The organism is Pseudarthrobacter sp. LMD1-1-1.1 (assembly GCF_040676255.1).
GTDB lineage: Bacteria > Actinomycetota > Actinomycetes > Actinomycetales > Micrococcaceae > Arthrobacter.
This window is the reverse complement of the sequence record NZ_JBEGHP010000012.1, coordinates 607,478-632,956: the sequence shown is the minus strand read 5'-3', so window position 1 is coordinate 632,956 and position 25,479 is coordinate 607,478. Positions and strand designations below refer to the sequence as shown.

At 65.2% G+C, this 25,479-nt stretch carries 23 protein-coding genes; 9 read left to right on the top strand and 14 right to left on the bottom strand.

The genetic code is table 11. The features are described 5' to 3' along the window. Positions 1-299: 299 nt before the first annotated feature. On the top strand, positions 300-1,250 hold the full coding sequence (gene nac / locus MRBLMD1_RS08525; RefSeq protein ID WP_159633964.1) for a nitrogen assimilation transcriptional regulator NAC: 951 nt from the start codon (positions 300-302) through the stop codon (positions 1,248-1,250). A gap of 122 nt (positions 1,251-1,372) precedes the next feature. Next, positions 1,373-1,615 carry a hypothetical protein gene (locus MRBLMD1_RS08520; protein WP_159633967.1) on the top strand — a complete coding sequence of 81 codons (243 nt, stop codon included), beginning with the start codon at positions 1,373-1,375 and terminating at the stop codon, positions 1,613-1,615. A 149-nt stretch (positions 1,616-1,764) separates the two neighbouring features. On the opposite strand, the gene MRBLMD1_RS08515 is transcribed toward MRBLMD1_RS08520, so the two are convergent. Continuing rightward, positions 1,765-2,460 (bottom strand): 4-carboxy-4-hydroxy-2-oxoadipate aldolase/oxaloacetate decarboxylase, encoded by a 696-nt coding sequence (locus MRBLMD1_RS08515; RefSeq protein ID WP_224024439.1) that lies wholly within the window; start codon positions 2,458-2,460, stop codon positions 1,765-1,767. Between the two features lie 46 nt (positions 2,461-2,506). Next, the gene (locus MRBLMD1_RS08510; protein ID WP_364398809.1) at positions 2,507-3,715 is read right to left on the bottom strand and encodes an aspartate transaminase; all 1,209 of its coding nucleotides are present in this window, start codon (positions 3,713-3,715) and stop codon (positions 2,507-2,509) included. Positions 3,716-4,042: 327 nt separating this feature from the next. Between MRBLMD1_RS08510 and MRBLMD1_RS08505 the strand changes: the two genes are divergently transcribed. From MRBLMD1_RS08505 to MRBLMD1_RS08490, 4 genes are all read left to right on the top strand, one after another. Then, the gene (locus MRBLMD1_RS08505) at positions 4,043-4,597 is read left to right on the top strand and encodes a hypothetical protein (protein ID WP_236560909.1); all 555 of its coding nucleotides are present in this window, start codon (positions 4,043-4,045) and stop codon (positions 4,595-4,597) included. Between the two features lie 245 nt (positions 4,598-4,842). After that, the gene (locus tag MRBLMD1_RS08500; protein ID WP_159633976.1) at positions 4,843-6,222 is read left to right on the top strand and encodes an MFS transporter; all 1,380 of its coding nucleotides are present in this window, start codon (positions 4,843-4,845) and stop codon (positions 6,220-6,222) included. Between the two features lie 238 nt (positions 6,223-6,460). After that, positions 6,461-6,760, top strand: a complete 300-nt coding sequence (locus MRBLMD1_RS08495) for a DUF4193 domain-containing protein (protein ID WP_018772148.1) — start codon at positions 6,461-6,463, stop codon at positions 6,758-6,760. Between the two features lie 127 nt (positions 6,761-6,887). Further along, entirely contained in the window at positions 6,888-7,958 is a 1,071-nt protein-coding gene (locus MRBLMD1_RS08490) for a quercetin 2,3-dioxygenase (RefSeq protein WP_159633979.1), read from the top strand. 137 nt (positions 7,959-8,095) lie between these two features. Here the strand turns inward: MRBLMD1_RS08490 and MRBLMD1_RS08485 are convergent, their stop codons facing one another. The 4 genes from MRBLMD1_RS08485 to MRBLMD1_RS08470 are packed head-to-tail and all read right to left on the bottom strand — an operon-like array spanning position 8,096 to position 12,883. Further along, positions 8,096-9,331, bottom strand: a complete 1,236-nt coding sequence (locus MRBLMD1_RS08485; protein ID WP_364398806.1) for a DUF3500 domain-containing protein — start codon at positions 9,329-9,331, stop codon at positions 8,096-8,098. Further along, on the bottom strand, positions 9,309-11,075 hold the full coding sequence (locus tag MRBLMD1_RS08480) for an FAD-dependent monooxygenase (RefSeq protein WP_364398804.1): 1,767 nt from the start codon (positions 11,073-11,075) through the stop codon (positions 9,309-9,311). Before MRBLMD1_RS08480 ends, MRBLMD1_RS08485 begins: the two co-directional genes overlap by 23 nt. Then, the gene (locus tag MRBLMD1_RS08475; protein WP_364398802.1) at positions 11,075-11,956 is read right to left on the bottom strand and encodes a fumarylacetoacetate hydrolase family protein; all 882 of its coding nucleotides are present in this window, start codon (positions 11,954-11,956) and stop codon (positions 11,075-11,077) included. Before MRBLMD1_RS08475 ends, MRBLMD1_RS08480 begins: the two co-directional genes overlap by 1 nt. A gap of 57 nt (positions 11,957-12,013) precedes the next feature. Then, positions 12,014-12,883 carry an alpha/beta hydrolase gene (locus MRBLMD1_RS08470; protein WP_364398800.1) on the bottom strand — a complete coding sequence of 290 codons (870 nt, stop codon included), beginning with the start codon at positions 12,881-12,883 and terminating at the stop codon, positions 12,014-12,016. A gap of 244 nt (positions 12,884-13,127) precedes the next feature. On the opposite strand from MRBLMD1_RS08470, the gene MRBLMD1_RS08465 reads away from it, so the two are divergent. Next, complete coding sequence (locus MRBLMD1_RS08465; RefSeq protein WP_364398798.1) at positions 13,128-13,907, top strand: MerR family transcriptional regulator; 780 nt, start codon at positions 13,128-13,130, stop codon at positions 13,905-13,907. On the opposite strand, the gene MRBLMD1_RS08460 is transcribed toward MRBLMD1_RS08465, so the two are convergent. From MRBLMD1_RS08460 to MRBLMD1_RS08440, 5 genes are all read right to left on the bottom strand, one after another. Continuing rightward, positions 13,904-14,386, bottom strand: coding sequence for a hypothetical protein (locus tag MRBLMD1_RS08460; protein ID WP_364398796.1), 483 nt, complete (start codon positions 14,384-14,386; stop codon positions 13,904-13,906). The genes MRBLMD1_RS08465 and MRBLMD1_RS08460 overlap by 4 nt on opposite strands. Then, entirely contained in the window at positions 14,383-16,848 is a 2,466-nt protein-coding gene (locus MRBLMD1_RS08455) for a molybdopterin oxidoreductase family protein (protein ID WP_364398794.1), read from the bottom strand. The genes MRBLMD1_RS08460 and MRBLMD1_RS08455 overlap by 4 nt, the downstream gene beginning before the upstream one ends. Positions 16,849-16,943: 95 nt before the next feature. Beyond that, the gene (locus MRBLMD1_RS08450; RefSeq protein WP_224024416.1) at positions 16,944-17,942 is read right to left on the bottom strand and encodes a bile acid:sodium symporter family protein; all 999 of its coding nucleotides are present in this window, start codon (positions 17,940-17,942) and stop codon (positions 16,944-16,946) included. A 256-nt stretch (positions 17,943-18,198) separates the two neighbouring features. Continuing rightward, complete coding sequence (locus tag MRBLMD1_RS08445) at positions 18,199-19,596, bottom strand: MFS transporter (protein ID WP_364398791.1); 1,398 nt, start codon at positions 19,594-19,596, stop codon at positions 18,199-18,201. 116 nt (positions 19,597-19,712) lie between these two features. Continuing rightward, positions 19,713-20,648: a dihydrodipicolinate synthase family protein gene (locus MRBLMD1_RS08440; protein WP_159634005.1), complete on the bottom strand. Its 936-nt coding sequence runs from the start codon at positions 20,646-20,648 to the stop codon at positions 19,713-19,715. Positions 20,649-20,814: 166 nt separating this feature from the next. Between MRBLMD1_RS08440 and MRBLMD1_RS08435 the strand changes: the two genes are divergently transcribed. Beyond that, positions 20,815-21,840 carry a LacI family DNA-binding transcriptional regulator gene (locus MRBLMD1_RS08435; protein ID WP_307487505.1) on the top strand — a complete coding sequence of 342 codons (1,026 nt, stop codon included), beginning with the start codon at positions 20,815-20,817 and terminating at the stop codon, positions 21,838-21,840. A gap of 62 nt (positions 21,841-21,902) precedes the next feature. Here the strand turns inward: MRBLMD1_RS08435 and MRBLMD1_RS08430 are convergent, their stop codons facing one another. The 3 genes from MRBLMD1_RS08430 to MRBLMD1_RS08420 form a co-directional block, all read right to left on the bottom strand. After that, on the bottom strand, positions 21,903-22,469 hold the full coding sequence (locus MRBLMD1_RS08430; RefSeq protein WP_364398788.1) for an AAA family ATPase: 567 nt from the start codon (positions 22,467-22,469) through the stop codon (positions 21,903-21,905). A 69-nt stretch (positions 22,470-22,538) separates the two neighbouring features. Continuing rightward, positions 22,539-23,834 carry an MFS transporter gene (locus tag MRBLMD1_RS08425; RefSeq protein ID WP_364398786.1) on the bottom strand — a complete coding sequence of 432 codons (1,296 nt, stop codon included), beginning with the start codon at positions 23,832-23,834 and terminating at the stop codon, positions 22,539-22,541. Positions 23,835-23,890: 56 nt separating this feature from the next. Then, complete coding sequence (locus MRBLMD1_RS08420) at positions 23,891-24,538, bottom strand: bifunctional 4-hydroxy-2-oxoglutarate aldolase/2-dehydro-3-deoxy-phosphogluconate aldolase (protein ID WP_364398784.1); 648 nt, start codon at positions 24,536-24,538, stop codon at positions 23,891-23,893. 91 nt (positions 24,539-24,629) lie between these two features. On the opposite strand from MRBLMD1_RS08420, the gene MRBLMD1_RS08415 reads away from it, so the two are divergent. Continuing rightward, on the top strand, positions 24,630-25,436 hold the full coding sequence (locus tag MRBLMD1_RS08415) for a DeoR/GlpR family DNA-binding transcription regulator (RefSeq protein WP_364398782.1): 807 nt from the start codon (positions 24,630-24,632) through the stop codon (positions 25,434-25,436). Positions 25,437-25,479: the final 43 nt, after the last annotated feature.

Here is a 25,479-nt window from a genome sequence, read left to right as displayed (position 1 = left end):
AACAGTTATGACCTTGGCCGGCGCTATTGACGGCGCAAAGAATGTACAGGGTCCTTGTTTCGTGACTATAAGAATGGTGCTTCCAATAAACTGCTTCCCTGCTTATGCGCAAAACATATGCCACCATCAAAATCGGTGATGGCCGGGGCGGGGATAGAATGTTCTGGTCATTGGAAAGTCATCTGCAATTAACCTATGCCCGAGACTCGGATCACACAAAGACGTAATGCCTGTCCCGCCATAGCGCCAACGTATGACCCCGCATGCTGAGCCGTCCCCGGCTGGAAAAGAGGAGCGCTATGGACACCCGGAAACTGGCGTACTTCGTGAAGATCGTCGACTCAGGAAGCATCACGAAGGCGGCCGCCGCCCTCCACGTGGCCCAGCCGGCGCTGAGCCAGCAGGTGTCGGCCCTGGAAACGGAGCTGAAGCAGCGGCTCCTGATCCGCAGCAAGCAGGGCGTGGAGCCCACGGCGGCCGGCCATACCCTGTACCGGCACGCGCAGACCATCCTGCGGCTCGTGGACCAGGCCAGGATCGATGTGGCAGCTTCAGGGGCGGCGCCTTCCGGCCGCGTCTCCATAGCAATCGCCCCCTACAGCATGGCGTCCAGCTTGACCCCGCGGATTATCAGTGAGGTGGGGCGGCGCTACCCCGACATCGTGCTGCACCTGACCGAGATTTACGGCGGCGTGCTCAGTGATGCCATCAAGAACGGGCGGCTGGACATGGCACTCATCTACGAGCCGGGGCCAATTCGCGGGGTGCAGTTCACCACCCTCATCGTCGAGGACCTGTACCTGATCGTGAACTCCCGGCGGGAGCTCCCGGTAGCGGCGGACGCTGACACGATCACCCTGGACGAGGTGGCTGACGTCGGGCTCTTCCTGCCGGAACAGATCCACACGCTGCGGCAGGTGGTTCAGGCGGGCATCGACAGCAGGGGCCTGAAGTTGAAGCTGGTGGGCGAGGTGGAATCAGTCCCATCCCTCACCCGGCTGCTCCGCACGGACCTCGGAGCCACCATCCTGCCCAAGTCGGCTGCGGACGCACTGTTCCACGAGGAGGACTTCCGGGTGCTGCGGATCGTCGAACCCGCGCTGCAGTGCAGGATCGCACTCTGCACCCCTGACCACGAGCCCCTGTCCGAAGCCGCGTCTGCCGTCCTGCTGGTACTCAAGGAAATGCTGCAGGAAATACTCCGGAGTAAATATTCCGCGCCCCCTGCCACGCCACTCGCGGCATCATAAGCGCGCCTTATCAGGTCACTCTGCTTTAGTCTTATTCAGGTAATTCAGCAGGTCCTAGGATAAAAGCCATAAAGGTTCGCCAAAGGCGCAACCCTGGCAATTAATTTCCCTGGAGCCCAGCCATGAAAAAGATCACCAGCGTGCAGTACCGGAAATCAGCTGAAAGAAGGATCCAGCTCAAAGCCGGCACCGGTTCCCACTGCCCCACCAACGGCTTCTGGCGTCCGGAGGACGCGCCCGCCACGGAACCGGTCTTCGTGTTCGAGGGAAGCATGATGCCGCCCGGAAAACGCGGCTCCACCATGTGGTACCTGGATGACGCCCAGGTGGGACCGCCTACCCACCTGCTGCCCGGCATGAACTGATCGGCGCATCGGCTTCAAAGCGGCAACAGGCAAGGCCCGGAGTTCCGAAAGGAACCCCGGGCCTCTGTGGTTTAACCCCATCGATTGCTGAGTATCTGCCGTTATGAGGGCTCAAAACGGCAATTACTCAGCAATCGATGGGTGTGGGGCTACAGGGCGGGTTCCAGTTCGGCGTCCTCCACCAGCAGACCCTTGGCCTTCAGCACATCGGTCAGCTTGCACAACTCGATGGTGGTGCCGCCTTCCTTGTAGCGGCGGATGAGGTCGTCCTCAGCGTCCACGCGTGCCTGCGACAGCTTAATGACTTCCTCGATCTCATCCTTGCGGACCACCACCACGCCGTCGGCATCACCCAGCAGGACGTCGCCCGGGTAGACAATCTCGTCGCCGAAGACCAGGGGATGGTTGATGGGGCCAATGGTTTCCTTGACGGTCCCCTTGATACAGATACTGCCGGAGAACACCGGCAGTCCGAGTTCAATCAGGTCCTTGGTGTCGCGGACACCGGAATCCGTGACCATACCGGCCAGGCCTTTCGCCTTCATGGCGTTGCCCAGCACGTCGCCAAACGTCCCGGCTTCGTCGTACTCACCGGCTGCCACCAGCACAACGTCGCCCTTCCGGGCGTAATGGATGGCCACCTGAAGCATCAGGTTGTCCCGCGGCGCACAGACTACGGTGACGGCGGGGCCGCAGAAGGACATGCTGCGGTCGATCGGCTTTATTTTCGAGCTCAGGGCCCCTTTGCGGCCCTGTGCTTCGTGCACCGTGGCGGAGGAGAACTTGGAAAGCCGCTGAACGGCGTCTTCGGAAGGCCGGTCGAATTTCGTCTTGACGTGGATCATGTGGTGCTCCTGTTGTGTGGAAAGTCTGGGCAAAGTAGTGGTTGGGTCAGGCAAGAGCCGTGACGGCCTTTTCGATGGCCGCGATGGATTCCTCGATCACCGGCAGCCCGGTGGCATAGGAAATCCGGAAGTAGGGGCTCAGCCCGTACGCCGACCCCTGGATGACGGCAACAGAGGCCGCCTCCAGCAGGTACAGCGTGAAGTCCTCGTCGTTGGTGATCTTCCTGCCATCGGGCGTCGTCTTGCCGATGACCCCGGTGCAGTTGACGTACGCGTAAAAGGCGCCATCCGGCGTCGCGCACTCCAGGCCCTTGACCGCGTTCAGTCCGGAGACTGCCGCATCACGCCGTTCGCGGTACACCTCCACGCTGTCGCGGACGAACGTCTGGTCCCCGGTGAGTGCCGCGGCGGCAGCTGCCTGGCTGATGGAGGACGGGCAGGAGGACATTTGGGACTGCAGCTTGTTGATGGCAGCCACCAGGGGCGCCGGCCCTCCGGCGTAACCCAGCCGCCATCCGGTCATCGCGTAGGCCTTGGAGACCCCATTGGTGACCAGCACACGGTCCTTAAGCTCAGGGGCAACGGCCACCAGACTGGTGATGGGCTCTTCGCCGAAGTGGATCTCGTCGTAGATCTCATCAGTGAGGACGTAGACGGCAGGATGCTCCTTGAGGACGGCGGCCAGGCCTGCCAGTTCTTCGCGGGAGTACACCGCCCCTGTGGGGTTGGAGGGCGTATTGAGAATAACCCACTTGGCGCGCTCCGTCAGTGCCCCTGCCAGCGCCTCAGGGGTGAGTTTGAAACCGGTGTCCTCACCACAGGAAACGATGACGGGGGTGCCTTCGTTGGCGAGCACCATGTCCGGGTAGGAGACCCAGTACGGGGCGGGAATGACAACCTCGTCGCCTGCATCGAGTGTGGCCATGAACGCGGTGAAGATGACCTGCTTCCCGCCCCCTCCGATGGTGATCTCGCCCGGCGCGTACTGCTGGCCGGTTTTGCGATGCAGCGTCTGCAGGATGGCCTTTTGCAGTTCGGGCGTCCCGGTGACCGATGTGTACTTGGTTTCACCACGGCCGATGGCTGCGATGGCAGCGTCCTTGATGTGATGGGGCGTGTCGAAATCCGGCTCGCCGACCGTCAGGTCCAGGATCCGGCGGCCCTCGGCCTTGAGCTCCCGGACACGGGCCGCCGCGGCAACGCTGGGTGAGGATTTGATACGGGTTACGCGTGATGCGGGCACGAATTCAGGCATGGTCTCTTCCAGGCTTCCGGTACGGATGAGGGTTGTTCAATCGAGCCTAGGGAAGGAGCCGCCCTCTTGGATAAGACCTAAAGTGCGTGGACAGATAAGCAGCCCTTATGACGGAGCAGCCAAAACTTTCGCCTATTGCTCCACGCACTTTCGGTATTGCCTTACCGGATTGCCGGCGGCGTAACCTGCAGGGTGGATAACGGGCCCACTGAAGGCCAAGCGCCGCCGCGACGCCTTCCAGGCCAGCGTCCCGAACCGCGGGAGAGGTACGCCTGCTGGCAGGAAGCCACGCGGGCATGAAGTCACCAACGGAGACAAGGAGCAGAGGTGCCTCGCAGAGAGATGCAGGAAAGGATTCCTCCGCGAACAGCCGGCACCGGGGCCGGCGCAGCAGCGTACCGGTACCGTGGCGTCCCGAAGCCAGACCCCGCCACGGCCCGCGCCCAACAAGCCCTGGCCATGCTGGCCCAGCTGCGGACGACCCTCGCACTTCGGTCCAGCAGGGTACGTGCCCTCACCGCCGAGCTGGGTGATTGCCTTGCCCAGGCCGTGTGCGACGGCGTGAAGATTTCCGCCGTCGCGAAGGCCGCCGGCCAGCCTGCCGCCAGTATCCGGTCTGCCACGCTGGCACGCGGCGGGCTGTACCCCTCCGGCCAAACCCGAAGCGGTCATCTTCACCTCATTGCGGGATTGGCTTCGGAGCTGGCGGCAGCCGAAGGCGCCCGGAGTGATGCGGAAGAACAACGAACGCAGGTACTGGCCCTGGCCAGGAAATCCCGGCTCCTGGACGACTACCAACTTGCCGGGGCAAGCGGCCTGAAGTCCGACGAAATCCGCAAAATGACCAGGGGCGTCGGCTTGCGTGTGGCCCATCCGCAATGATCGTCCAGGGTCTCCGGTTCTTCGGCTCCAAGCCATAACAAATCGCTATGTAGGTACATAAAAGAGGACTTTGTGTGACCCACACCGCAAACGTTAACTTGATGTCTGGGGCCGGTCCGCAAAAGCCGTCAACACGACTTGCGAGAGAGCTCACAGCAGGACCGGCCGGATATTCCACTCAAGATCTCTTTCCGAGAGCCTAGGTTTAGCGGCAACCGGTGTTCACCATCACCCACGGAGACGAAATGACAGAAACAACCCTTCCCAGGAAGACCCCGGTCAGGGCCGCAATCGCGGCCTGGATCGGTACGACGTTGGAGTACTACGACTTCGCGGTGTATGGCACCTCGTCGGCGTTGGTTCTGAACGTGCTCTTCTTTTCACCCGAGCTGCCCCAGGGCCTCAGCGTGCTGCTCGCCATGATCACCTTCGCGGTCGGCTACGCGGTACGCCCGCTCGGCTCCCTCATCCTGGGGCCGCTGGGCGATCGCCGCGGCCGCAAGTTCGTCATGATGATCACGCTGTTCGGCATCGGCGGCTGCACCTTCCTGATCGGGTGCCTGCCCACCTACGCCCAGATCGGTCCTCTTGCTCCGATCTTGCTCGTGCTGATCCGCGTCATCCAGGGACTGTGCCTTTCCGGCGAGCAGCCCAGTGCCATCACCATGAGCCTGGAGCATGCCTCCGAAGGCCGGCGCGGGTTCCTCGCGAGCTTCACCACCTTGGGTTCCTCCTCAGGCACGCTGCTCACCCTGCTGGTCTTCATCCCGATCGCCGCTATGCCCTCGGATCAGTTGCTGAGCTGGGGCTGGCGGCTGCCGTTCTGGGCCTCCGCCCTCGTGGTGGTCGCTGCTTACCTGATCCGCCGCCACGTCCAGGAGCCGCCCGAGTTCGTAAAGGCCCAGGCCGCCAAAGCGAATGTTGCCCCTCTCCGGCATCTTCTGCGCTTCCACTGGCGTGCAGTGCTGCGGATCGTATTCTGTGCCCTCATCGCGGGCACCAGCTACATGATGCAGACCTTCTCGGTAGCCTTCGGGACCGCCGGGTACAAGCTGGATAAGCCAACCATGCTCCTGACGACCACAGTCTCGGCCGTAATCGCCCTCGGAATCACGCCCCTGGCGGGATTCCTTGTGGACAAGATCGGCCGCAAAACGATGTTCCTTATTGCAACGGGCGGCGTAGGCGTCACTATGGTGCCCTACCTGTGGTCGATCACCACCGGCAACTGGTCGCTGATCTTCCTGTTTGGCATCATCAACTACTCCCTCTTCTACTCAATGGTGAACGCGTCCTGGCCGTCGTTCTTCGCGGAGATGTTCCCCGGCCGGCTGCGCGTCTCCGGGCTCGCCCTTGGCACCCAAATCGGCTTCGCCATCTCGGGCGTCATCGGCCCCGTTCTCTCGACAGCACTCGCTGGCCCCGACCTGAAAGATTGGGTCGGACCATCCATGGTCGCTCTCGGGTTCATGGTCCTGGCAGGAATCTCAGCCCTCACCGCCAAGGAGACCAAAAAGTACACCCTCAAGGAGCTCGACGAGGTGCAGCAGAGCGAGCAGGAAACGTCTGTCCTCACGGCCGCGGCCATGTCCCCAAGCACAGCTGCCCGCGGCCTCGCTGGTTAGCCCGAAAAGCAGAGGTGACAGGTCATCGCCCCCTGAGATGATCGCGTACTAGCTGTACGGGCCACAACGTTGATTCCGTTGTGAACAAGTGAAGACCTCTTAGTGACGGCAGCAACACAGCCAACAATTAAGAGGTCTTCACTTTGCGCACGGGCAGGGAATTAGTTGCGCCCATCCGGCGTTGTCGATCTGTCCAGAACAATCTGGACATCAGCAGCTGGACAGGAGAACACACCACATGTCAGTTGACTACGACGCTCCGCGGGTGACTCCCGAGGAAGAGCCGAACGTCGCCTTGGAGGAGCTGAAGTCCGACAAGTCCGGCCGCCGGGAGGCCGCTCCCGACATGGACGAAACGGACCTCGCGGACAGCTTCGAGCTGCCCGGCGCCGACCTCTCCAACGAGGAACTCCTCATCCAGGTGGTCCCGGTGCAGGCAGACGAATTCACGTGCATGTCCTGCTTCCTGGTGCATCACCGCAGCCAGTTGGCCCGTGAGAAGGACGGCAAGAAGTACTGCAAGGAATGTGAGGGGTAGCAGGGGGACGATGGCCGGCCACGTTCTGATTTCAACTAATGGAATCAGGGCTCGTGGCCGGGGCGTGGGACAGCCATGATGTAGGTCACGCTCCGGCAAGGGCCGGCCGACTGGAAAGAAGGAAACCATGTCCCTCAGCGTTGAGGAAATGAACAAGCAGCTCCCGGTGGCCAACGCGCTGCCCGGCGAGGCGGTCCCGTATTACATGGCGTCGGGCGAAGGCGCACGCTACGAGATCAACGGCCAGCTGGTCACGGTCATCGCCCGCGCCGCCGACACCGGGGGCATCTTCAGCGCTGCCTACATCTCCGGCGGCATGGGCGCTGAGTCGCCGTTCGTCAGCCACAAAGTGGAGCACAAGACGCTCTACATTTTCGACGGGATCCTGCATGTCTGGCTGCCGGGCGAGAGCCGCATCCTCACCCCCGGCGACTCCGTGGTCATCCCGCCCAACACGCCGCACGCGTACCGGATGGCCAGCCACTACACCCGCTTCCTGAACTGGATGACGCCCGGCGGCGGCGAGGCCTACTACGAGCGGGTGGGCACGCCCATCGATTCGCACGTCCCGCCGGTGCGCCCCGGCCACAAGGCCAGCCTGCAGGAGCAGGCAGAGGTGGGCGCCGAGTTTGGCATCACGTTCCCTGACCTTGAGCGTGTGGCGCCGTCGTTCAAGCACGACGCCGGGCTGCCGCCCACGCAGAGCCCGTACTTCCTCAGTGCCGGGGAGGGTGAGCGCCTGGTCAGCTACCAGACCATGTTCACCTACCTGTCCCGGCCCGCCAACACCGGTTCCAACTACTTCGCCGTGCACACCAAAGGCGCCAAAACCCCCTACATCCCGATGCACTTCCACTCCCAGCACACGGAGAACTTCCTCTGCACCGAGGGCCGGATGTGGCTCTACGCCAACGGCCGGGAGATGCTCCTGACCAAGGGCGACTTCGTGCACGCCCCCGCCGGGACCATCCACTCGTTCGCGCTCGATGCCCACAACACCCAGATGGTGGGCTTCCTGACGCCGTCGGTGTTCAACGGCTTCTTCGAGTACTTCAACACGCCCACCGATGACTACATGTACACCGAGGGCGGCGAGCCGTACATGGACATGGAGGGCTTCGGGCGCGCCCAGGCCGAGATGGACCTGACCGTCGTCGGACCCCCGCCGCAGCGCCGCGCAGCCCTGGACATCCCCTAAACCAATCCACCACAGAAGGCCCGGACTTCCGAGAGGAAATCCGGGCCTTCTGGTTTTTAAAACCCATCGATTGCTGAGTAACTGCCGTTATGGCGCTCCAAAACGGCAGTTACTCAGCAATCGATGGTGGGTCAGGGTCAGGGGGTGGCTTGCCTGACGAGTTCGCGGCCGTAGTCGTTGCCGTTGGGGGTGCGGACCACGGTGTGCATGTGGAACGGGGCGGGCTGGTCGTTGCTGAGGAAGACGCCGGTGTGGTGGTCCAGTTCCAGCACCACCACCGGGCTCTGCACCCGGAAGTAGAACGCTTCCTCCCCTTCCCAGCCGCCGATCCAGCTGAAGAATGTTTCACCGTAGTGTTCCTGGATTTCCCGGAGGCGGGCGGCACGGGGACCGTCCGGCAGGTAGGCGATGAAGTCCTCCGCCACGGCGTTGAGCAGTTCCCGGGTTCCGGGCGGCATGTCGGTGACCGGGATGCCCTCGTACGGGATCACCCGGTTGTCCTGGAAGCAGCCGCCCAGGTGCCGTTCGTCGCCCGGGTGGAGGCGGCCTTCGGGCATGGCCGGGTCCACCATCTCCGCATAAACAACAGCGCGGTCCCGCAGGTCCGCAGGCAGGGCGGCCATCAGCTGCCGGGCCAGGGCGATGCGCTCCTTGAACACTTTGACGCCCTGATGTGGGCCGGCGTCGATCATGTCCGGCTCTGCGCCCATGAACACCGGCGAGACCACCAGCTGCGTCCCGGCCACCAGGCAGTTCAGCGCCGCGTGGTGGCCAAACAGCTGCCACCCCCACGGCTGCGTCTCGGAAGGCTCCCCATACAGGGCGAAGTTGTAGCTGAACTCGTTCATGAGCAGCGGCAGCTCCACCAGGTCACCCAGGAAGCCGTTGATCCGCATCAGGTTCCGCACCAGCTCAAACCCGGCCGGGCTCAGCGAAGCCTCCACCACGCCGAGCACCGCATCCCGCACGGGACCGGCAACCTCGTCCAGGCGGAGTCCCGTGTCGTGCTGTATGAATTCGGGGTTGGCCCAGCTCTGCCACTCCGGCGCGTCCACGGCGTAGCAGAGCTTCCCGGCCTGGTCCGCGGTGACAGCGCCAAGCAGCTTCCGCGCCGCAGCCACCATGTCCGCGGTGGGCGCTTCCTCCCCGGGCCGGGCAGGTGCCAGCGGGTAGAGGTTTTCCCGGCGGACGCCGTCGCTGGTGATGCCCGTGAATGGCTGCGGATAGAGCTTCTTCCAGCCCTCGATCATGGGCCCGGCGAACGCATCGGTCTTGGCGGCCTCGGCGTATTCGCGGGCATCCAGTCCGCGGATGTCCGCCACGCGGGGGTGGTCCGGGGTAAAGAGGAAATCACGGAATGATGACGTCGACACGGGCGCTCCTGGTCTCGATGGAAGGTGCAGGTTCTTCAGGACGTGCGGGAGGGAAAGCGGTCGCCCAGCCCGCGGCGGCGGACAGCGCGGCGGCGGCCTCCACCGCGGAGTTGCCGCGCCAGGCCACGTGCTGGTCCGGACGGACCAGCACGGCAGCAGCGCCCCACAGGTCCGCAAGGTGCGTTCCGTCGTCGGAAGGCCCGACGGCGGCCACGGTCACCGGGATGCCCTGCCGGGCACCGGCGGCCAGGACGGGCTCGAAAACTTCGGCGGGGTCCACCCCGCCCAGCGATCCGGCGTCGGCAAGCAGTGTGAAGCCCGCACCAAGGGCGCTGTACAGGGACCGGGAATCCGCCAGCCAGGCGTGCGGCAGCAGGGCCCCCGGAGCAGCGGACGGGACGTAGCGGATGGGGTCCTCGTCGGGGAGGGCCGAACCGTCCGGCACCACCACGGATGAACCGCCGTAGTCGTAGCCCAGCACCAGGCCCAGGGAATCGAACTCGCTCTGCTTCACGGCGAGTGCCTGGTGCGCAGCCCCGCGGGCGGCATCCCCCGCAGGGCCGGCCGCAACCAGGTCCGGGTCTGCGAAGTGGTAGGCCAGGGCCTTGCCGTTGGTGGCGGCGTCGCGGATGGTGCGCGCAGCCACCGGCCGGCGTTCCGCCCCGTAGCTGGCGAGGAGTCCGGGCCCGGCCCAGCCGTTGATCGTGGCGGCGAGCTTCCAGGCCAGGTTGGCGGCGTCGCCGATGCAGGTGTTGAAACCGTGGCCTCCCCAGGGCGGGTTGAGGTGGGCGGCGTCCCCCACCAGGAAGACGTTGCCGCGGCTGTATTCGGGAGCCAGCAGCATCCGGGCCGTCCACGGGTCCGTGGCCACCACCTCGATGTCCACGTCCGAGCCCACCAGGGAGCGGACCATCGCGACCGCGTCCCCGGCAGTGACCGTCACGGACGGATCCACGCCCTGGACGATGGCCCACCACGTGCCGTCACGGTCCATGGGTCCCACCATGCCGGAGGTCTCCGAGCCCACCACCCAGTACTGCACCGCAGGATCCAAAGAGACAGCGGACGCCAGCGATTTCGAGCGGAAGAGGATGCTGATGTTGGACAGCTCGGCGGAGCCGCCCTCAAGCCGCAGCCCCAGGCTGCGGCGCACGGCGGAGGACCCGCCGTCGGCCCCGATGACGTACTCCGCGGCGATGGTGCGGGACGCACCTGAGGAATCGGCAACGACGACGGCGCAGGCTGCCGTGGCGGCCCCGCCGTCCGGTACGCTCACGCCAGTGACGGTCCAGCCGGCCAGGAACGTCACCAGCGGGTGGCTTTCGACGGCGGCCCGGAGCACCTCCTCGAGGACGGGCTGCGGTACCTGCTGGCCGCACTCCGGCTGCGGCCCGTAGCGGCCGGGAACCAGCTGGAAGGCGTTGCGGAACCGGCGCAGCTCGTACGCGGAAAGCCCGGTGAGGCCGGTGCAGAAGATGACGTCCTGGGCGTATTCCACCGGCAGCGGCGCGGCGTCCCGGAGGACCTCGGCGAGGCCCAGCCGGCGCAGGTGCGTCATGGTGCGGGCATTGGTGGTCTTGGCACGCGGCCGGGTGTGGTCCAGCGCTGTCCGCGGTTCGATGACGGTGCTGGGCACGCCGCGGGAGGCGAGATCCAGGGCCAGGAAGAGTCCGCTGGGGCCACCCCCGGCAATCAGGACCTGTGCCTCCGGCGGCAGGTCCGCCGCGGTATGAAAGGCGTTCATCAGGCACGGCTCCGAAGGGAAATGTCGCCCACCGGCGTGGTCAGGATGCCCAGCTTCTCTATCTCCACTTCCACGGTATCGCCGGGCTGCAGCAGCCACTGCGGGGTACGGGCGTAGCCCACACCTTCGGGGGTGCCGGTGGCGATGACGTCACCCGGGTGCAGGGTGAAGGTTTCGCTGATGAGCGAGATGATGGCCGGGACGGAGAAGATCATGTCCCGGGTGTTGCCATTCTGGGCTTCGATCCCGTTAACGCGGGTGCGGACCTGCAACCCGTCGCGCAAGTCGCCCACCTCGTCGCGGCTCACCACGGGACCCAGGGGGCCGCTGAAATCGCCGTTCTTCCCCAGGGTCCACTGCGAAGTGAGTTTCTGGGCCCTGCGGGAGGTGATGTCGTTGAACGTGGAGTAGCCAAAGACGGCATCCGCCGCGGTGTCCTCGTCGGCGGACTCCACGCGGCGGCCGATGTAGGCGGCCACTTCGCCTTCCCAGTCCAGCCCTGCCTCGGCCGCCGGGACGGGGACGGGCACGTTGCCCACGGACAGGGAGGCTGTCCACCGGGCGAACAGCGTGGGGTACGGCGGGAGTTCCTGGTCCTTGAAGCTGCCCTCGGCTACGTGCGCCTTGTAGTTCAGCCCCACGCAGATCACCCGCGCGGAGGCGGGGACCAGCGGCACCTCGGTGACGCTGCCGCGTTCCAGCCAGCCCTCGCCGTCGGCCGCTTCAGCATGAGCCGCGCCGGCCACCAGGGCTGCTGCCTTGTCCTGCCAGCCCTCGGCGTCGGCCCAGAAATCGTCGGCCGGCGTGAGCGGGAGGACCCGGGAACCGGCGAGCGCCGCTGCCCAGGGTCCGCCGTGGTGGGTGATGCCGATGAACTGCATGGGAGGCCTTTCGGTCTGGTCCGGGTGCGCGTATTGCCCCGGCATGGTGGTGGGAAATCAGTGCTGTTCCGACTGACGGCGGAGGAAATCGATGGTGGCGGCAATGGCCTGTTCCGCGGCACCGCTGTTGCCGTCCGGGCTGGCCCACATGTGGTCCGCGCCCTCCAGCAGGAGGAGTTCGACGGCGTTGCCCGCGTCTTCCAGCGCCCCGGCCAGCGAGGTGGACTGCGCCACCGGGACGAAGCGGTCCGCCGTTCCATGGATGAGGAGGAAAGGCGGGGCGCCTGCGTGGACGTAGCTGAGGGGGCTTGCGGCCCTGGCCTTGTCCGGGGCGTCGGCCGGCTGCGCGCCGATCAGCAGCGCTTCGCGGGATCCGGGATCATCCGCCCGGGCCACGGCATCCGGACGTGCCTGTCCACCCATCCTGAGCAAGTCCGTGGGCGGGTACCAGGCCACGACGCCGGCAACCCGGTCGTCGTCCGGCGCGTCGATGCCGGCATGGACCGGGAAATCCGCGGTCAGGCCCAGGAGGCTGGCCAGGTGGCCGCCGGCCGAGTCGCCCCAGGCGTAGATGCGGTGCGGGTCCACGCCGTATTCGGCCGCGTGGGCGCGGAGCCAGCGGACAGCTGCCTTGGCGTCCAGCAGCTGGGCCGGGAACGTGGCAACCGTGCTGAGCCGGTAGTCCGCCGAGGCCACGACGAACCCGGCATCTGCCAACTGCTCGATGGGGCTGAGTCCGAAACCGTCAACAGCGGGGCCAAGCGAAGACCGCTCCCCCGTCCGCCAGCCGCCGCCGTGGAAGTGGACCACCGCCGGCCGGCCGCCCTTGGGCGTTTCTCCCGCGGGAAGGTAGAGGTCCAGCAGCAGCGGCTCCGCGTTCTGTGGCCGGGCGAACTCGATCCCCTTGAGGATCCGCCGTCCCGTCATCGTTGACTCCATGTGTAGCGCGCCGTTTCTGTGCTGTGTGTTGAAGCGTTGGTGAACTGCTCAATGGGCTGGGCGGGGCCCGCAACGGGCCCCTCGTTCATGGACTCAACTCTGTGCCATGGGCCGGGCACCACGCGCCGCCAGTTTCACTGAATGAAACTCGTTCGCTCCGCGCTGGGTTCTGACCGCGGTCGCTTGCGTCGGGGTTGAACCTGACGCGGCGTCAGGTCCTACGGTGGGCGGTATGGAGCAACCGGAAGAACCCCGCTGGAGCATCGGCGAGCTGGCCTCGGCCACGGGGGTCACCGTCAGGGCGCTGCACCACTACGACAGCATCGGGCTGCTCCACGCCAGCGGCCGGACCGCCGCCGGCCACCGCCGCTACACGGAACCTGACCTGCGGCGGCTGTACAGCATCCGGACCCTGCGCAGCCTGGGCGTGCCGCTCGCCGAGATCGCACCGGTGCTGGACCAAGGGGGCGCGGATGCGGAGTCCCTGCAAAGACTGCTGCTACGGCAGCTCGATGCCTTGGACCAGCAGGCCCTGCAGCTGCAACAGCTCCAGCAGACCATCCGCGAGCTGCTGGCACGCCTCAGCGGACACGGGCACGCCGGGCCCGGCGATTTCATGACTGTTTTGGAAAGGATGACCATGTTCGAGAACTACTTCACCGGGGACCAGCGCCGGGAGCTCGAGGAGCAGCGTGCCCGGTTGGGGCAGGAGGCAACGGACCAGTCACGGACTGAGTGGGCGGGGCTGGTGGAGGAGGGCCTGCGGCAGGTCCACGGCGGCGTCCCAGCCACCAGCACCGAGGCCCGGGAGCTGGTGCGCCGCTGGGATGAGCTGGGCTCGCGTTTCCACAGCGGCGAGGGCACCAAGGAAGCCGCCCGCACCATGTGGAACGAGAACAGCACCGAATTGAGCCTGGCCTGCCGTGGACCGCGGAGCAGCTGCAGGCCCTGGTGGCGCACCTCCAGGCGGCCCGGGAGGCGCGCTGAGGGTTCCCTGCTCGCCTGCGCTTAGCTGACCAGGATCTGGGTGGCGGATTCCTTGAGCTTGCCGTTGGCCCACTTCATTTGGCGGATGGTCTGCGGGTGGCACTTCTCCGCCAGGGCCAGGAGGTTCTTGTCCTTCATCCCCTGGGCGGCCTGGGCCAGCAGTTCCCAGTCTGCTGACACGCCGCAGGCCTTCAGGTAGAGCTCGCGGAGGTCCCGCAGCAGCAGCATCCCGGTTTCCGGACGCCGGCCCATCATCTCGCTGCCCTTCTCCCGGATGGTTTCCATCGGCCCGGCCTCACCGCGGGGCTCCGGGTCAAGGTCCTGGCCGTAGTTCTTGGCGATGTCCGCGATGTCCCGGACGTGCTGCTGCGACCAGCGCGCCAGGTCCCGGGCCAGGTGGTAGATCTCGTGGTCCACCTTGTGCCGCTCGGAGATGACCAGCAGGTGGTGCGCCAGGTCGTTTTCGGAGCGGTGCATTTCCTCCAGTACCAGGCCGAATTTCATCGTGCCCCTCCTGCCGCGTCCATGGATTCATCCGCCAGCGCGCTCAAAATTCCCTTGGTCCTTGCGTTTTCCGGGAAGTCGCCGGCGGGGGCCGAGGCCGTGGTGGTGGGCGCCGGAGAGGGCCCCTCGCCGCCGGAAATACGGGTAATGCGGGCTGCCGCGGTCTTGAAGATGGGCTGCTTGGACGCCGCATCCCAGTCCGTGATGGTCAGTTCATTCGCAGCCCTGCCGGCCCCGTCCGGCTGGTGTCCGCCCGTCGTGTCCCAATAGCCGTAATGGAAGGGCAGGAACAGGACCCCGTTGCGGATGCCGCTGATCCGCACCCTGGCACGGACGGCCCCGCGGGGCGTCTCCACCTCCGCAAGGTCGCCTTCGGCAATCCCGTACGCGCCGGCGTCGTCCGCTGACATTTCCACCCACACGTCCGGCGCGGCCGCCTGCAGTTCCGGCGCCCGGCCTGTCTTGGTGCGGGTGTGGAACTGGTAGAGCGTGCGGCCGGTGATGAGCTGAAGCGGGAAGTCCTGGCTGGGCAGCTCGTGCGGCGGCATGTATTCGGCGGCCTTGATGATGGCCTTGCCCTCCGGGTTCAGTGCCTTGTACTCCGTGGGTTCCACGGGCGCGCCGGTGATGAGGTCGCGGCCGTAGGTTTCGCAGTACTCGGGGTGCGCCCAGAACTTGCCGTCCGCGTAGATCCGCTCGGTGCCGTCCGGGTTCTCCTCGTTGCAGGGCCACTGGATGCCGGAGCCGCCGCGCAGTTTGTCGTAGGTGATGCCGGTGTAGTCGCAGGGCCGGCCGCGGGTGCATTCCTTCCAGGCTTCGAAGGCCGACTCGGGATCGTGCCACTTGATCAGCGGCCGGCCGTCCTTGTCCTGCAGTCCCATGCGGTGCGCGTAGTCGATGAAGATCTCCAGGTCCGGCCTGGCCTCGCCCGGCGGGTCCACTGCCTTCTCGGAGAGGTGCACCGTGCGGTCCGCGTTGGTGAAGGTGCCGGTCTTTTCGCCCCAGGTGGCGGCGGGAAGCACCACGTCGGCCAGCTGGGCGGTCTCGGACAGGAAGATGTCCTGCACCACCAGGAACAGGCGGTCCTGTTCCAGGATGCCGCGGATGCGTGCCAGCTCGGGCAGCGAGACGGCTGGGTTGGTGCCGCTGACCCACAGCATCCGGATGGAACCGTCCTCCGCGTACCGCATCATCTGCATGACGTGCGTGGGCGGGGAGTAGTGCGGGATGGACATGGGATCGATGTTCCAGACCCGGGCCAGGTCCTGGATGTGCGCATCGTTGGACCAGTTCCGGAAGGCGGCAAGGTCGCCGTCGGCCCCGCATTCGCGGGTGTTCTCGGCGGTGGGCTGGCCGTTCATCTGCAGGATGCCGCAGCCGGGCTTGCCCAGCATGCCGCGGATGATGTTGACGTTGTTCACCTGGACGGCAGCCGCAGTGGCCTGGTTGGACTGGTAGAAGCCCTGCAGCACGGTGGACAGCAGCCGCTCCGCGTGGCCGACGATGCTGGCCGCCTCGGTGATCTGCTCCGCCGGGACGCCGCAGATTTCCGCCACGAGGGCCGGCGGGTAGTTTTTGACCTCTTTTTCGAGCTCCGGGTACCCCACGGTGTGCGCCTGGATGTACTCCCGGTCCACCCAGCCGTTGGTGATGATCTCGTGCAGGATGCCGTTCATCAGGGCCACATTGGTGCCGGGCCGCGGCGCCAGGTGCACGGTGGCTGCCCTGGCCACGGGCGTCATGCGCGGGTCTACGCAGATGATCTTGGGCGGGTTGGGGCCGGCCAGCCGGTCCAGCATCCGGGTCCAGAGGACGGTCTGGGTTTCGGCCACGTTGTGCCCGTACAGGGCGATCACATCGGCGTGGTCCACGTCCGTGTAGGAGCCGGGCTGCCCATCACAGCCAAAGGATTCCTTCAGGGCCTCCCCCGCCGTCGCCGTGCACAGCCGGGTGTTGCCGTCCACATGGTTGGTGCCGATGCCGCCGTGGGCCAGCGTGCCCAGGGTGTAGTACTCCTCGGAGAAAAGCTGGCCGGTGGTGTAGAAGCCAAGGGCGCTGGGGCCCTGTTCCGCGAGCAGCGCCTTGGACTTGTCCACGATGCGCTGCATGGCGGTGTCCCAGTCCGTTTCCACCAGCTTTCCGCTCTCGCGGACGAGGGGCTTGGTGAGCCGGTCCGGGGAGGCGTTCGCCTGCCAGCCGTAGAGGTCCTTCGGGCCCAGGCGGCCGTGGTTGACCCGGTCCACGGCCCGTCCCCGCACGCCGACGATTCTGTTGTCCTTGACGGCGATGTCCATGGCGTCGCCGTTGGAGTGCAGGAGCGAGGCCGTCTGGACCCACCGGTCCACGTCCTCCGGAGCCACTCCTTCGGCCAGGTGGGTGTCCACCCGGACGGGCCAGTCACCGCCGGTGCCGTACGGCGTCCGTGTCCCCCATGGTTCAGCTATCCGGTCAATCCGAGCCATCTGTCCATCTCCTTACAGGAACTGGCGGACAGCGTCGAAACGGCGCTGTCCTTACCGGAGCCTGTACCCGGAATGGCTGGCTGTTAACGGGCCCCTTAGGCTTGTTTGTCCCGCAGCGGGCGCCGGGCGAGCCAGGCGGCCACGATGGCGCCGGAGATGTTGTGCCACAGCGAGAAGACCGCGGACGGCAGTGCAGCCAGCGGGGTGAAGTGGGCGGTGGCCAGCGTCGCCGCCAGGCCGGAGTTCTGCATGCCCACTTCGAACGCAAGGGCGCGGCGGGCTTTGTCGTCCAGGCGGCCCAGCTTGCCGGCCAGGTAGCCAAGGCCCAGCCCGAACCCGTTGTGCAGCACCACGGCGAGGAACACGATGGCCCCGGCCTCAATGATCTTGTTGGCGCTGCCGGCCACCACGATGGCCACGATCAGGGAGATCACGACGGCGGACGCCCACGGCAGCGCGGGCAGCACCTTGGCGACGAGCTTCTTGAGGAAGACCCGGGCGAGGAGGCCGGCCACCACCGGCAGCAGCACGGTCTTGACGATGTCCAGGACCATGCCGGCGGCGTCGATCTGCAGGTAGGAGCCGGCCAGGAACAGGACCAGCAGCGGGGTGACGATCGGTGCGATCAAGGTGGAGACGGAGGCCACCGCCACGGAGAGGGCAACATCGCCCTTGGCCAGGAAGGCCATGACGTTCGAGGCCGTGCCGGAGGGTGCGCAGCCCACCAGGATTACGCCGACGGCCAGTTCGGGCGGGAGGTTCAGGGCGCCCGCGATCAGCCAGCCGGCGCCGGGCATGATGATGTAGTGCGCCACGATCCCCAGGGCCACAGCCCACGGCCGCTTGGCCACCGCGGCGAAGTCCGGCGGGGTGAGGGTCAGGCCCATGCAGAACATGATGATTCCCAGCAGGTAGGGCACGCTGGGGGCCATGGGCTTGAAGACCCCGGGGAGCAGGAAACCGAGGATGCCGGCAACGACCACCAGGATGGGGAACACCGTCACCGCGATGCGGGCGATTTTGCTTTCCGCTTCGAGCGCGGGGTTGACGGGCGTCCCGTCCGGGGACTTCTGGGGTTTAGTTGCCTCAAGCATCCAATAATGGTGGCACTGTCCTATAGGATTCCGCCAATTGATGACCGTGAGCGGTAACAAGGCCGGGGCCCCACGGCAATGCGCCTTTGAGGTCGACGCCTTGCCCGCCGAAGCGCAGCGAGTGTCCTCACGACGGCACACCTGGGATCTGGACGGAACGGGAAGCGATGGTCCGAGGGTAGTCCTTGACTGGCAACGGCAGCGCCACGGACCGGAGCTGGTTCGTGGCGCTGCCAGTGAGGCGGGTGCTGGGGAGTTAGGGCGAGAGTTCCTCGAGGACCCGGCCTTTGGTTTCGATGGCGAAGAAGATCGTCACCAGGCCGCCTATCAGGGCAACGGCTGCGAAGACGGTGAACACCAGGCTGATTCCGTAGTTTTCCACGATCCAGCCGACCAGGATGGGGCCGATGGCGGAGCCTGCCCGGAGCCAGGCGCTGCCGAAGCCCGTGCCGATGGCGCGGAGCCGGGTCGGGTACAGCTCGGCGGAGTAGAGGTAGAGCGAGAAGGAGATGGTCTGCAGGATGGCGTAGGCGATGCTGGCGAATACTACGACCTGTGTCGCCGACACGGCGCCGAGGGCTGTGAGGATGACAAGAGGGACGATCGCGGCCAGGAAGGCGAATGTGTACCAACGTTTACGGCCTACGCGGTCGATGAGCAGCGCGCAGAGGACGGAGGCCACAACACCGACAGCGGACGTGACCCAGCCGTAGGCGAGGCTGGTTTGCAGGGGAAGGTTGAAGGTTTGCTTGTAGAGCGTCGGCAGCCAGGTGACCAGGCCGTTGTTGACCATGTATACGCAGATCCAGAGCATCCAGATCATGAAGGTGCGCTTTTTGTATATCCCGGAGAACAGTTCACGCCAGTCGGTACGGGCCGTGGCCTTGGGGTCAACGGGCCGAACCACGGGTTCGGAGAGTGTATGTCCTGCCTTGACCGCTTCCTTTTCGAGCATTGAGACGACAGTCTCGGCCTTGTGGACGTGACCCCTGGATGCCAGCCAGCGCGGTGATTCAGGCATAAGCCAGCGCATGGGGATTGTGAGCAGGGCAGGCACGATGCCGACGATGAACATGGCTTTCCAGCCCACGACAGGGACCAGGAAGTATCCGGCGATGCCGGCAAACATCAGGCCGACCGGGAAGATTACCTCGTATAGGAGGAAGAACCTGCCACGCTTCCTGGCACCGACGAATTCGTTGATGTAGGCACTGGCGACCGGTACTTCGCCGCCAGTGCCGATGCCCTGGATAAAGCGGAAGATGATCATGGACGTGGCGCCCCACGCGAAGAGGCAGGCGATGTCCATGGAGACGAAGAGCAGGATCGTAAAGAGCAGGACGGGCAGTCGGCCGATTCTTTCGGCGAGGTGTCCAAAGAAGAGGGACCCGAAGATCTGGCCGACGTACCCTGCGGAGAGGATCATGCCGATTTCCCCGGCATTCAGGTGCCATTCCGAGGACAGTTGGGGCATCGCGAAGGCGATTGCCAGGACGGTGTAGGCGTCGAAGAACGTGGCTGACCCGATGACCACGCGGATCACGGTCAGCCGTCGCGTGAGCGGGAGCCGTTCGAGGCGGGCTACCAGCTCTGCATTGATCCTGGCGGCATTGGCGCCGCCGGCCATAGTTTTAGTGTTGTTCGGCTCGCGCATGGCGAGTCCTCCTTCTCCAGCAGCGATGCTGGGGTCCTCATTGACCAAGAGTGGAGATGGCTAAAGCCTAGGGGAGGATGGCGGGAGTTGCTCCCGCCATCCTCAGGATCCATGGATCAGGCGTTGACGGTGACCTTGCCGATGTTCGCGGCAGCGAAGGCTTCCGCGATTTCGGTTTCGGCGCCCTGGGGGAGGGGCAGGAGCGGGGTGCGCACTGTCGCGTGGTCCAGGATGCCGCGGTTCACGAGGCCCCACTTCAGGGCGACCGTGCCTTCCATGTGGGAGCCGCGGTGGTAAACGTTCTTCGTTACCGGGAGCAGCCGCTCATGGATTGCGTGGGCTCGCGGGTAGTCCTGCGCCTTGCCGGCTTCGATCAGTTCGACGAGCAGTTCGGGGGCGATGTTGCCGTAGCCCACGAGCAGGCCGTCGACATCGAACATGGTCGGCAGCAGGTATTCGTCGTGGCAGGACAGGATCTGCAGTTCGGGGTACGCGGCGCGCAGCGCGGGGATCTCGGTGTACCACCGGCGCATGTTCCGGACACCGTTCTTCGTGGCGAAGACTCCCTCCTGGCCGGCGATCTCCAGCTGGGTTTCGAGGTCGTAGCTTGCCTTGGTGTTGTCGGGGTACTGAAACAGGATCAGCGGCAGACCGGATTCGTCGTAAATCTCCTGATAGCGCGACTGGGGTGCGCCCTTCTGGTAGCCGAAGCGCAGCCACCCGTGCGAGGGGTAGACGAGACCAGCTGACGCGCCGGCATCGACGGCCTTTCTGGCTTCGAGGGCCGCTGTCTTATTGCCCTCCTTCGTGATGCCCGCTACAACCGGTACCCGGCCGTCGGTCGATGCTACGAACGCGCGGATCACGTCCAGCTGCTCCTCTTCGGTGAGGAACGTCCCTTCGCCGGCGTGCCCCAGAACGACGAGGCTCTTCACGCCCTCAATCGATCCGAGCCACGAACCCAGGCGCTGGATTGCGGCGAAGTCGACGGCGCCATCTTCGGTGAACGGGGTGACAGGTGCGGGGTTGAGTCCGCGGAGATCGAGTGCCATTGCAGCTACCTTCTTGTCTTCTTTGATGGTCGGTAGTCCCACTATGATGAGAACGTTTGCGGGAACGTTTTCAAGTTTGCACGTGTCGCAGCTCACTGTCAAGAGAACGTTTGCAAGAAGGAGGAATAGAGTGGCTGTAACACCCTTGCTGAAGAGGAGAACCGCGATGGAACGTCCCGCCCCCGCAGGGATTGTCACGCTCAAGGATGTCGCGGCTGCCAGTGGCGTGAGCATCTCGACCGCCAGCCGCGCGCTGGATGAACGCACCACCTCCAGATCCGCGGCGGCAGCCCATGTCCGGAAGATCGCGGAAGAACTCGGGTACCGCCGGAACTCTTTTGCTTCAAGTTTGCGGCGTGGTGAGACCCGCACCCTTGGTGTCCTTGTCCCGCGTTTGAGCGACACGGTTATGGCGCTGATGTTCGAAGAACTCGAAAAGGCAGCGTCATCCCGGGGCTACTTTGCGATGGTCGCCACCAGCGGAGATGACCCCGTGGATGAACGCAGCGCGGCCGAAACACTCCTCGATAGAAACGTCGATGGGTTGATTCTCGCCACGGCGCGGCTCGATGACGAGCTCCCCCGACTGCTGCGTGAGCGCCGTGTAGCGCATGCGCTGGTGCTCCGAACTGACGGCATCAGTCCCTCTGCGCTCGGAGACGACGAGGTCGGCGGCTACCTCGCCACACGTCACCTTATCGACCTGGGCCATCGCAACATTGCTGTCGTTACCGGCCCCGCTTTCACCTCCACCGGAACCGCACGCTTGGCGGGAGCACGCAGAGCACTGAATGAGGCAGGCATCCAGCCGCGCGAAGAATGGCTTATCGCTGCCGGTTACGGCATCGAAAATGGCTACACGGCCGGCGAAACGCTCCTCGCAGGAGCACCGCAATCCCGCCCGACAGCCATCTTCGCCGCCAATGACAACATCGCCATGGGTGTGATGGCGGCAGCACACCGTAACGGGATCAGCATCCCCGACCATCTGGCATTGGTCGGATACAACGACACGCCACTGTCCGCCCGGCTGCCGACGCCCCTAAGCTCGGTGCACGTTCCCCTGGACCAGATAGCAGCCACCGCCATCGACCTCATCGTCAACCCAGGCATCGAACCACTCATCCGCCGGTCCATGCCCACTCTCATCCCACGCCAATCCAGCGGAGCGCCCCAGCGCACCGGTACGTGAAACAGCACCCCAGCTGACGATGGCGGTTCCTCCCGCCGTCGTCAGCTGGGGTGCTGTCGGCCCTACGCGGCCCCGGCGGTTACCTGGGCTGCGAAGACGTTGACATCCACGGAAGCTCCGCTGTTGTCGAAATCGAGGTGGCGCGCCTCCTTCCACCGGCAGGAGTCGCCCTGTGCCCCGGACCAGAAGGTTTCCCAGTTAGCGAGCTTCCATTCATCCCGCGGGTAACCCCGCGCAACCAGCCGCTGGCGCAACGCTTCCCCGGCGAGCCGGACGTGGACCACAATGAGTTCAGCCTCCGGCCACCGGTGCCGATCCTTGACCTTGGCCAGGTAGTCGTCGTCGGAGAAGAACTTGCCGAAGGGGGCGTCGAGAACCACAGAGTTGCCTGCCCTCAGGTTGTCGCGGGTGAGGTCAAGGATGGCCCCGTACTCGAGCGGCATGATGGTGTTCTGGTAGAACTCGTTGTTGTCCCGCTCGTTGGGGTCCGAGCCGTTGAGCTTCAGCAGCAATTCGGTGAAACGGATGGTTGCGGTGTCCTTGTCGATGTGGGCCGCACCAAACCGCTCCGCGAGGTGCCGGCTGACGCTTGATTTCCCCGAACCTGCCGGGCCAATCACAAAGAACACTCTGGGGAGGGTACTGGTCAACTGCTTGTTCTTCCTTGAACTGAGGGGTAGGGGTTACCAGGGGTCCGGTTAGGCGGAGGCGGGGGTGCGGCGGTCCTTGACGAAGAATCCGTACGACACCGCGCCCACGATCAGAAGAAGGCCGCCGATGAGGAACACCATGGTGTAGTTGCCGCCGGTCGAATCAAGGATAAGACCGGTGACGATCGGGGCGACTGCCGCTCCGAGGAATCCGCCGAAGTTCTGGATGGCACCGAGGGATGCCACCTGGTTGGGTTCGGCGATGTCCGAGGCCAGGGTCCACAGCACGCCGATGGGCACCTGGGCCGCGAAGTAGCCAAGGGACAGCAGGACGATTGCCAGGGCCGTGTTCTCCACATAGGCAACGGGCAGCACGGCTGCCGCCGCGAGGAGCGCGCCACCCACGATGGGAATCTTGCGGGCGCGGACGACGGGCACACCGCGGGCTATTGCCTTGCCGGAGAAGATGCCGCCGGCGAGCACACCCAGGATGCCACAAAGGAACGGCAGTCCTGCCAGCCACCCGATCTGGCTGAGGCTGAATCCGCGCGCGGTCTGCAGGTAGCTCGGCAGCCAGGTGAGGTAGACCCAGACGGTGTAAAAGATGCCGAAGGCGCCAATGACCATGAACCAGGTGTTCTTCTTGGTGAGGAGCTCGCCCCAGCCGGCCTGCTTCTCCTTGGGCTGAAGCTGCTCCTCGAACTCCTCGCCCTTGATGATGAACTGCTCCTTCAGGGTGGGGTCACGGTAAACGCGGAGCCACACCAGGGCGATGACTATGCCCAGGGCGCCGATCACCAGGAACATCCCGCGCCAGCTCATGGTGAGCATGAGGAAGGTCAGCAGCGGCGGGGCGATCGCGTTGGCAATCTGTGAACCGGTGTTAACGATCGAGACCGGAAGGGCGCGTTCGGTCTTGTTGAACCACTTGTCCGCCACCTTGAGCCCGGAAGTGAAGAACGGCGACTCCGAAATGCCCAGGGCCACGCGGGCCGCGTATAGGAACCCGAAGGAGCTGGCCATGGAGGACAGCATGGACACAATCGACCAGAGACCGGCGGCCCAGGCAAACATCTTCTTGGGGCCAAACCGGTCCACCAGGTAGCCGGCGGGAAGATTCGCGATGGCGTAAGGCCAGGAGAACGCGGACAGCAGCAGGCCCATCTGCAGGGCGTTAAGGCCGAACTCTTTGGCGATGGTGGTGTTCGCAATACTCAGGTTATTGCGGTCCATGTAGTTGATGATGCCGCCAATTACGAGCAGGGCGATGAGGTACCACCTAATGCGCACGTTCTTGACTGGCCGGTCCGGGATCGTACCGATTTCTGCTGAAGCTTGGCTCATGCAGCTCACTCCTTTGTGTTCTGCCGGCACGGGTGCCGGTCTGGGGGGTGCCCGGCTTAGCGGCGGGCGTCTTCTATTGCTGTGAGGAAGGTGCGGGCGGCCTTCGCAACCCGGCCGTAATCGCCGTCCTCCTGGGCGGCCTTGGTGACGAAGCTGCCGACCCCGACGGCGGTGACGCCAGCCGCGAACCACGCTTCAACGTTGGCCGGGCTCACGCCTCCGGAGGGCATCACGGGCGCCTGGGGCAGCGGCGCCAGGATGGTCTTGACGTAGGCAGGGCCGCCGAGCTCAGCCGGGAACAGCTTGACGATGTCGGCACCGGCTTCAAGGGTGTTGAGCACCTCCGTCGGGGTGAATGCGCCGCTGGCGGTGACCACCTGGTAGCGGTTGGCCGTGGCGATCATCTTGGGATTCAGCTGCGGGCTGACCAGCAACCGCGCCCCCGCGGAGATGGAGGCGTAGGCGGCTTCGGCGTCGAGCACGGTCCCCGCTCCAACCACGATCCCCTGGTCGCCGTACTTATCGGCCAGGCGCCCGATGACGCCCAGGGCGCCCGGAACGGTCAGCGGAACTTCGACGGCGCGGATGCCACCCTCGATGGCAGCCTCGGCCACGCGGTAGGCCTCGTCGGCAGAATCAAGCCGCGCAATGAGCAATGCGCCCGTGCGGATGATAGTCTCAAGGGTCTCAAATTTATTTAACATCATTTAATAGATTAGCCCATAGATTCACAAAGAGGAACACTCTGTGAAAAGTTGTTAAGCTGAATCCACTTCAGCCAAAGGAGAGAAGTCTGTGAGCCCAACAGCCCGGCCCCTGATCCCCGAGCAGCGCCACCAGGAGATCCTGCGCCTTCTGCGGCGGGAAGGCGTCCTGAGTATCCGCAGCCTCACCGACTACATGAACGTGTCCCACATGACCGTCCGCCGGGACATCACGGCCCTCGAGGACCAGGGGCAGGTGATATCAGTCCAGGGCGGCGTTCGCCTCGCCGACTGGACAAGCCAGGAACCCCCGAGGGAGCGCGAGTTCCGCGCGCAGCTCGAGCTGCCACGCAAGCAGGCCATCGCGGAGCTTGCTGCCGGATCGGTGGAAGACGGGATGGTGGTTTTCCTCGATGCCGGGACGACCTGCCAGTCGGTGGTCCCCTACCTCTCCGGGCGGCAGGGCATCACCGTGGTGACCAACGACTTTTACGTGGTCACCAGCCTGTTCGCCTACCCCCATATCGAGACCATCCACACCGGCGGTGCCGTGGACCCGTCCAGCGCCTCGAGCTGCGGACGGATTGCCGCGGACGTGGTGAAGTCCATCAACATCGATCTGTGTTTCCTCAGCACGGGAACGTGGAACGTGGCCCGGGGCATCACCACGCCGGTCATGGACAAGGTGGAGGTGAAGCTGGCCGCGCTGGAGGCCTCGTCGTCGTGCTTCCTGCTGGCGGACAGCACCAAGTTCGGCACGGTCTCGCGCTTCAACGTGGCACCGCTGGAGAAGCTGGATGGCGTTGTGACCGATGACCAGCTGCCTCAGGAAATGCAAGAGAACATCCGCGATCTCGGAGTCACCGTCCAGGTGGCAGCCCTTGGAAAGGCCGCCTGACAGCAGCCCGTTGTTTCAAAAACAGCTGCCCGCCCCGGAAACC

What these genes read in the sequence shown, in the direction of transcription:
- nac (WP_159633964.1), top strand. Translation starts at nt 300, where the DNA reads ATGGACACCCGGAAACTGGCGTACTTCGTGAAGATCGTCGACTCAGGA.
- MRBLMD1_RS08520 (WP_159633967.1), top strand. Translation starts at nt 1,373, where the DNA reads ATGAAAAAGATCACCAGCGTGCAGTACCGGAAATCAGCTGAAAGAAGG.
- MRBLMD1_RS08515 (WP_224024439.1), bottom strand. Translation starts at nt 2,460, where the DNA reads ATGATCCACGTCAAGACGAAATTCGACCGGCCTTCCGAAGACGCCGTT.
- MRBLMD1_RS08510 (WP_364398809.1), bottom strand. Translation starts at nt 3,715, where the DNA reads ATGCCTGAATTCGTGCCCGCATCACGCGTAACCCGTATCAAATCCTCA.
- MRBLMD1_RS08500 (WP_159633976.1), top strand. Translation starts at nt 4,843, where the DNA reads ATGACAGAAACAACCCTTCCCAGGAAGACCCCGGTCAGGGCCGCAATC.
- MRBLMD1_RS08495 (WP_018772148.1), top strand. Translation starts at nt 6,461, where the DNA reads ATGTCAGTTGACTACGACGCTCCGCGGGTGACTCCCGAGGAAGAGCCG.
- MRBLMD1_RS08490 (WP_159633979.1), top strand. Translation starts at nt 6,888, where the DNA reads ATGTCCCTCAGCGTTGAGGAAATGAACAAGCAGCTCCCGGTGGCCAAC.
- MRBLMD1_RS08480 (WP_364398804.1), bottom strand. Translation starts at nt 11,075, where the DNA reads ATGAACGCCTTTCATACCGCGGCGGACCTGCCGCCGGAGGCACAGGTC.
- MRBLMD1_RS08475 (WP_364398802.1), bottom strand. Translation starts at nt 11,956, where the DNA reads ATGCAGTTCATCGGCATCACCCACCACGGCGGACCCTGGGCAGCGGCG.
- MRBLMD1_RS08470 (WP_364398800.1), bottom strand. Translation starts at nt 12,883, where the DNA reads ATGACGGGACGGCGGATCCTCAAGGGGATCGAGTTCGCCCGGCCACAG.
- MRBLMD1_RS08465 (WP_364398798.1), top strand. Translation starts at nt 13,128, where the DNA reads ATGGAGCAACCGGAAGAACCCCGCTGGAGCATCGGCGAGCTGGCCTCG.
- MRBLMD1_RS08460 (WP_364398796.1), bottom strand. Translation starts at nt 14,386, where the DNA reads ATGAAATTCGGCCTGGTACTGGAGGAAATGCACCGCTCCGAAAACGAC.
- MRBLMD1_RS08455 (WP_364398794.1), bottom strand. Translation starts at nt 16,848, where the DNA reads ATGGCTCGGATTGACCGGATAGCTGAACCATGGGGGACACGGACGCCG.
- MRBLMD1_RS08450 (WP_224024416.1), bottom strand. Translation starts at nt 17,942, where the DNA reads ATGCTTGAGGCAACTAAACCCCAGAAGTCCCCGGACGGGACGCCCGTC.
- MRBLMD1_RS08445 (WP_364398791.1), bottom strand. Translation starts at nt 19,596, where the DNA reads ATGCGCGAGCCGAACAACACTAAAACTATGGCCGGCGGCGCCAATGCC.
- MRBLMD1_RS08440 (WP_159634005.1), bottom strand. Translation starts at nt 20,648, where the DNA reads ATGGCACTCGATCTCCGCGGACTCAACCCCGCACCTGTCACCCCGTTC.
- MRBLMD1_RS08435 (WP_307487505.1), top strand. Translation starts at nt 20,815, where the DNA reads ATGGAACGTCCCGCCCCCGCAGGGATTGTCACGCTCAAGGATGTCGCG.
- MRBLMD1_RS08425 (WP_364398786.1), bottom strand. Translation starts at nt 23,834, where the DNA reads ATGAGCCAAGCTTCAGCAGAAATCGGTACGATCCCGGACCGGCCAGTC.
- MRBLMD1_RS08420 (WP_364398784.1), bottom strand. Translation starts at nt 24,538, where the DNA reads ATGTTAAATAAATTTGAGACCCTTGAGACTATCATCCGCACGGGCGCA.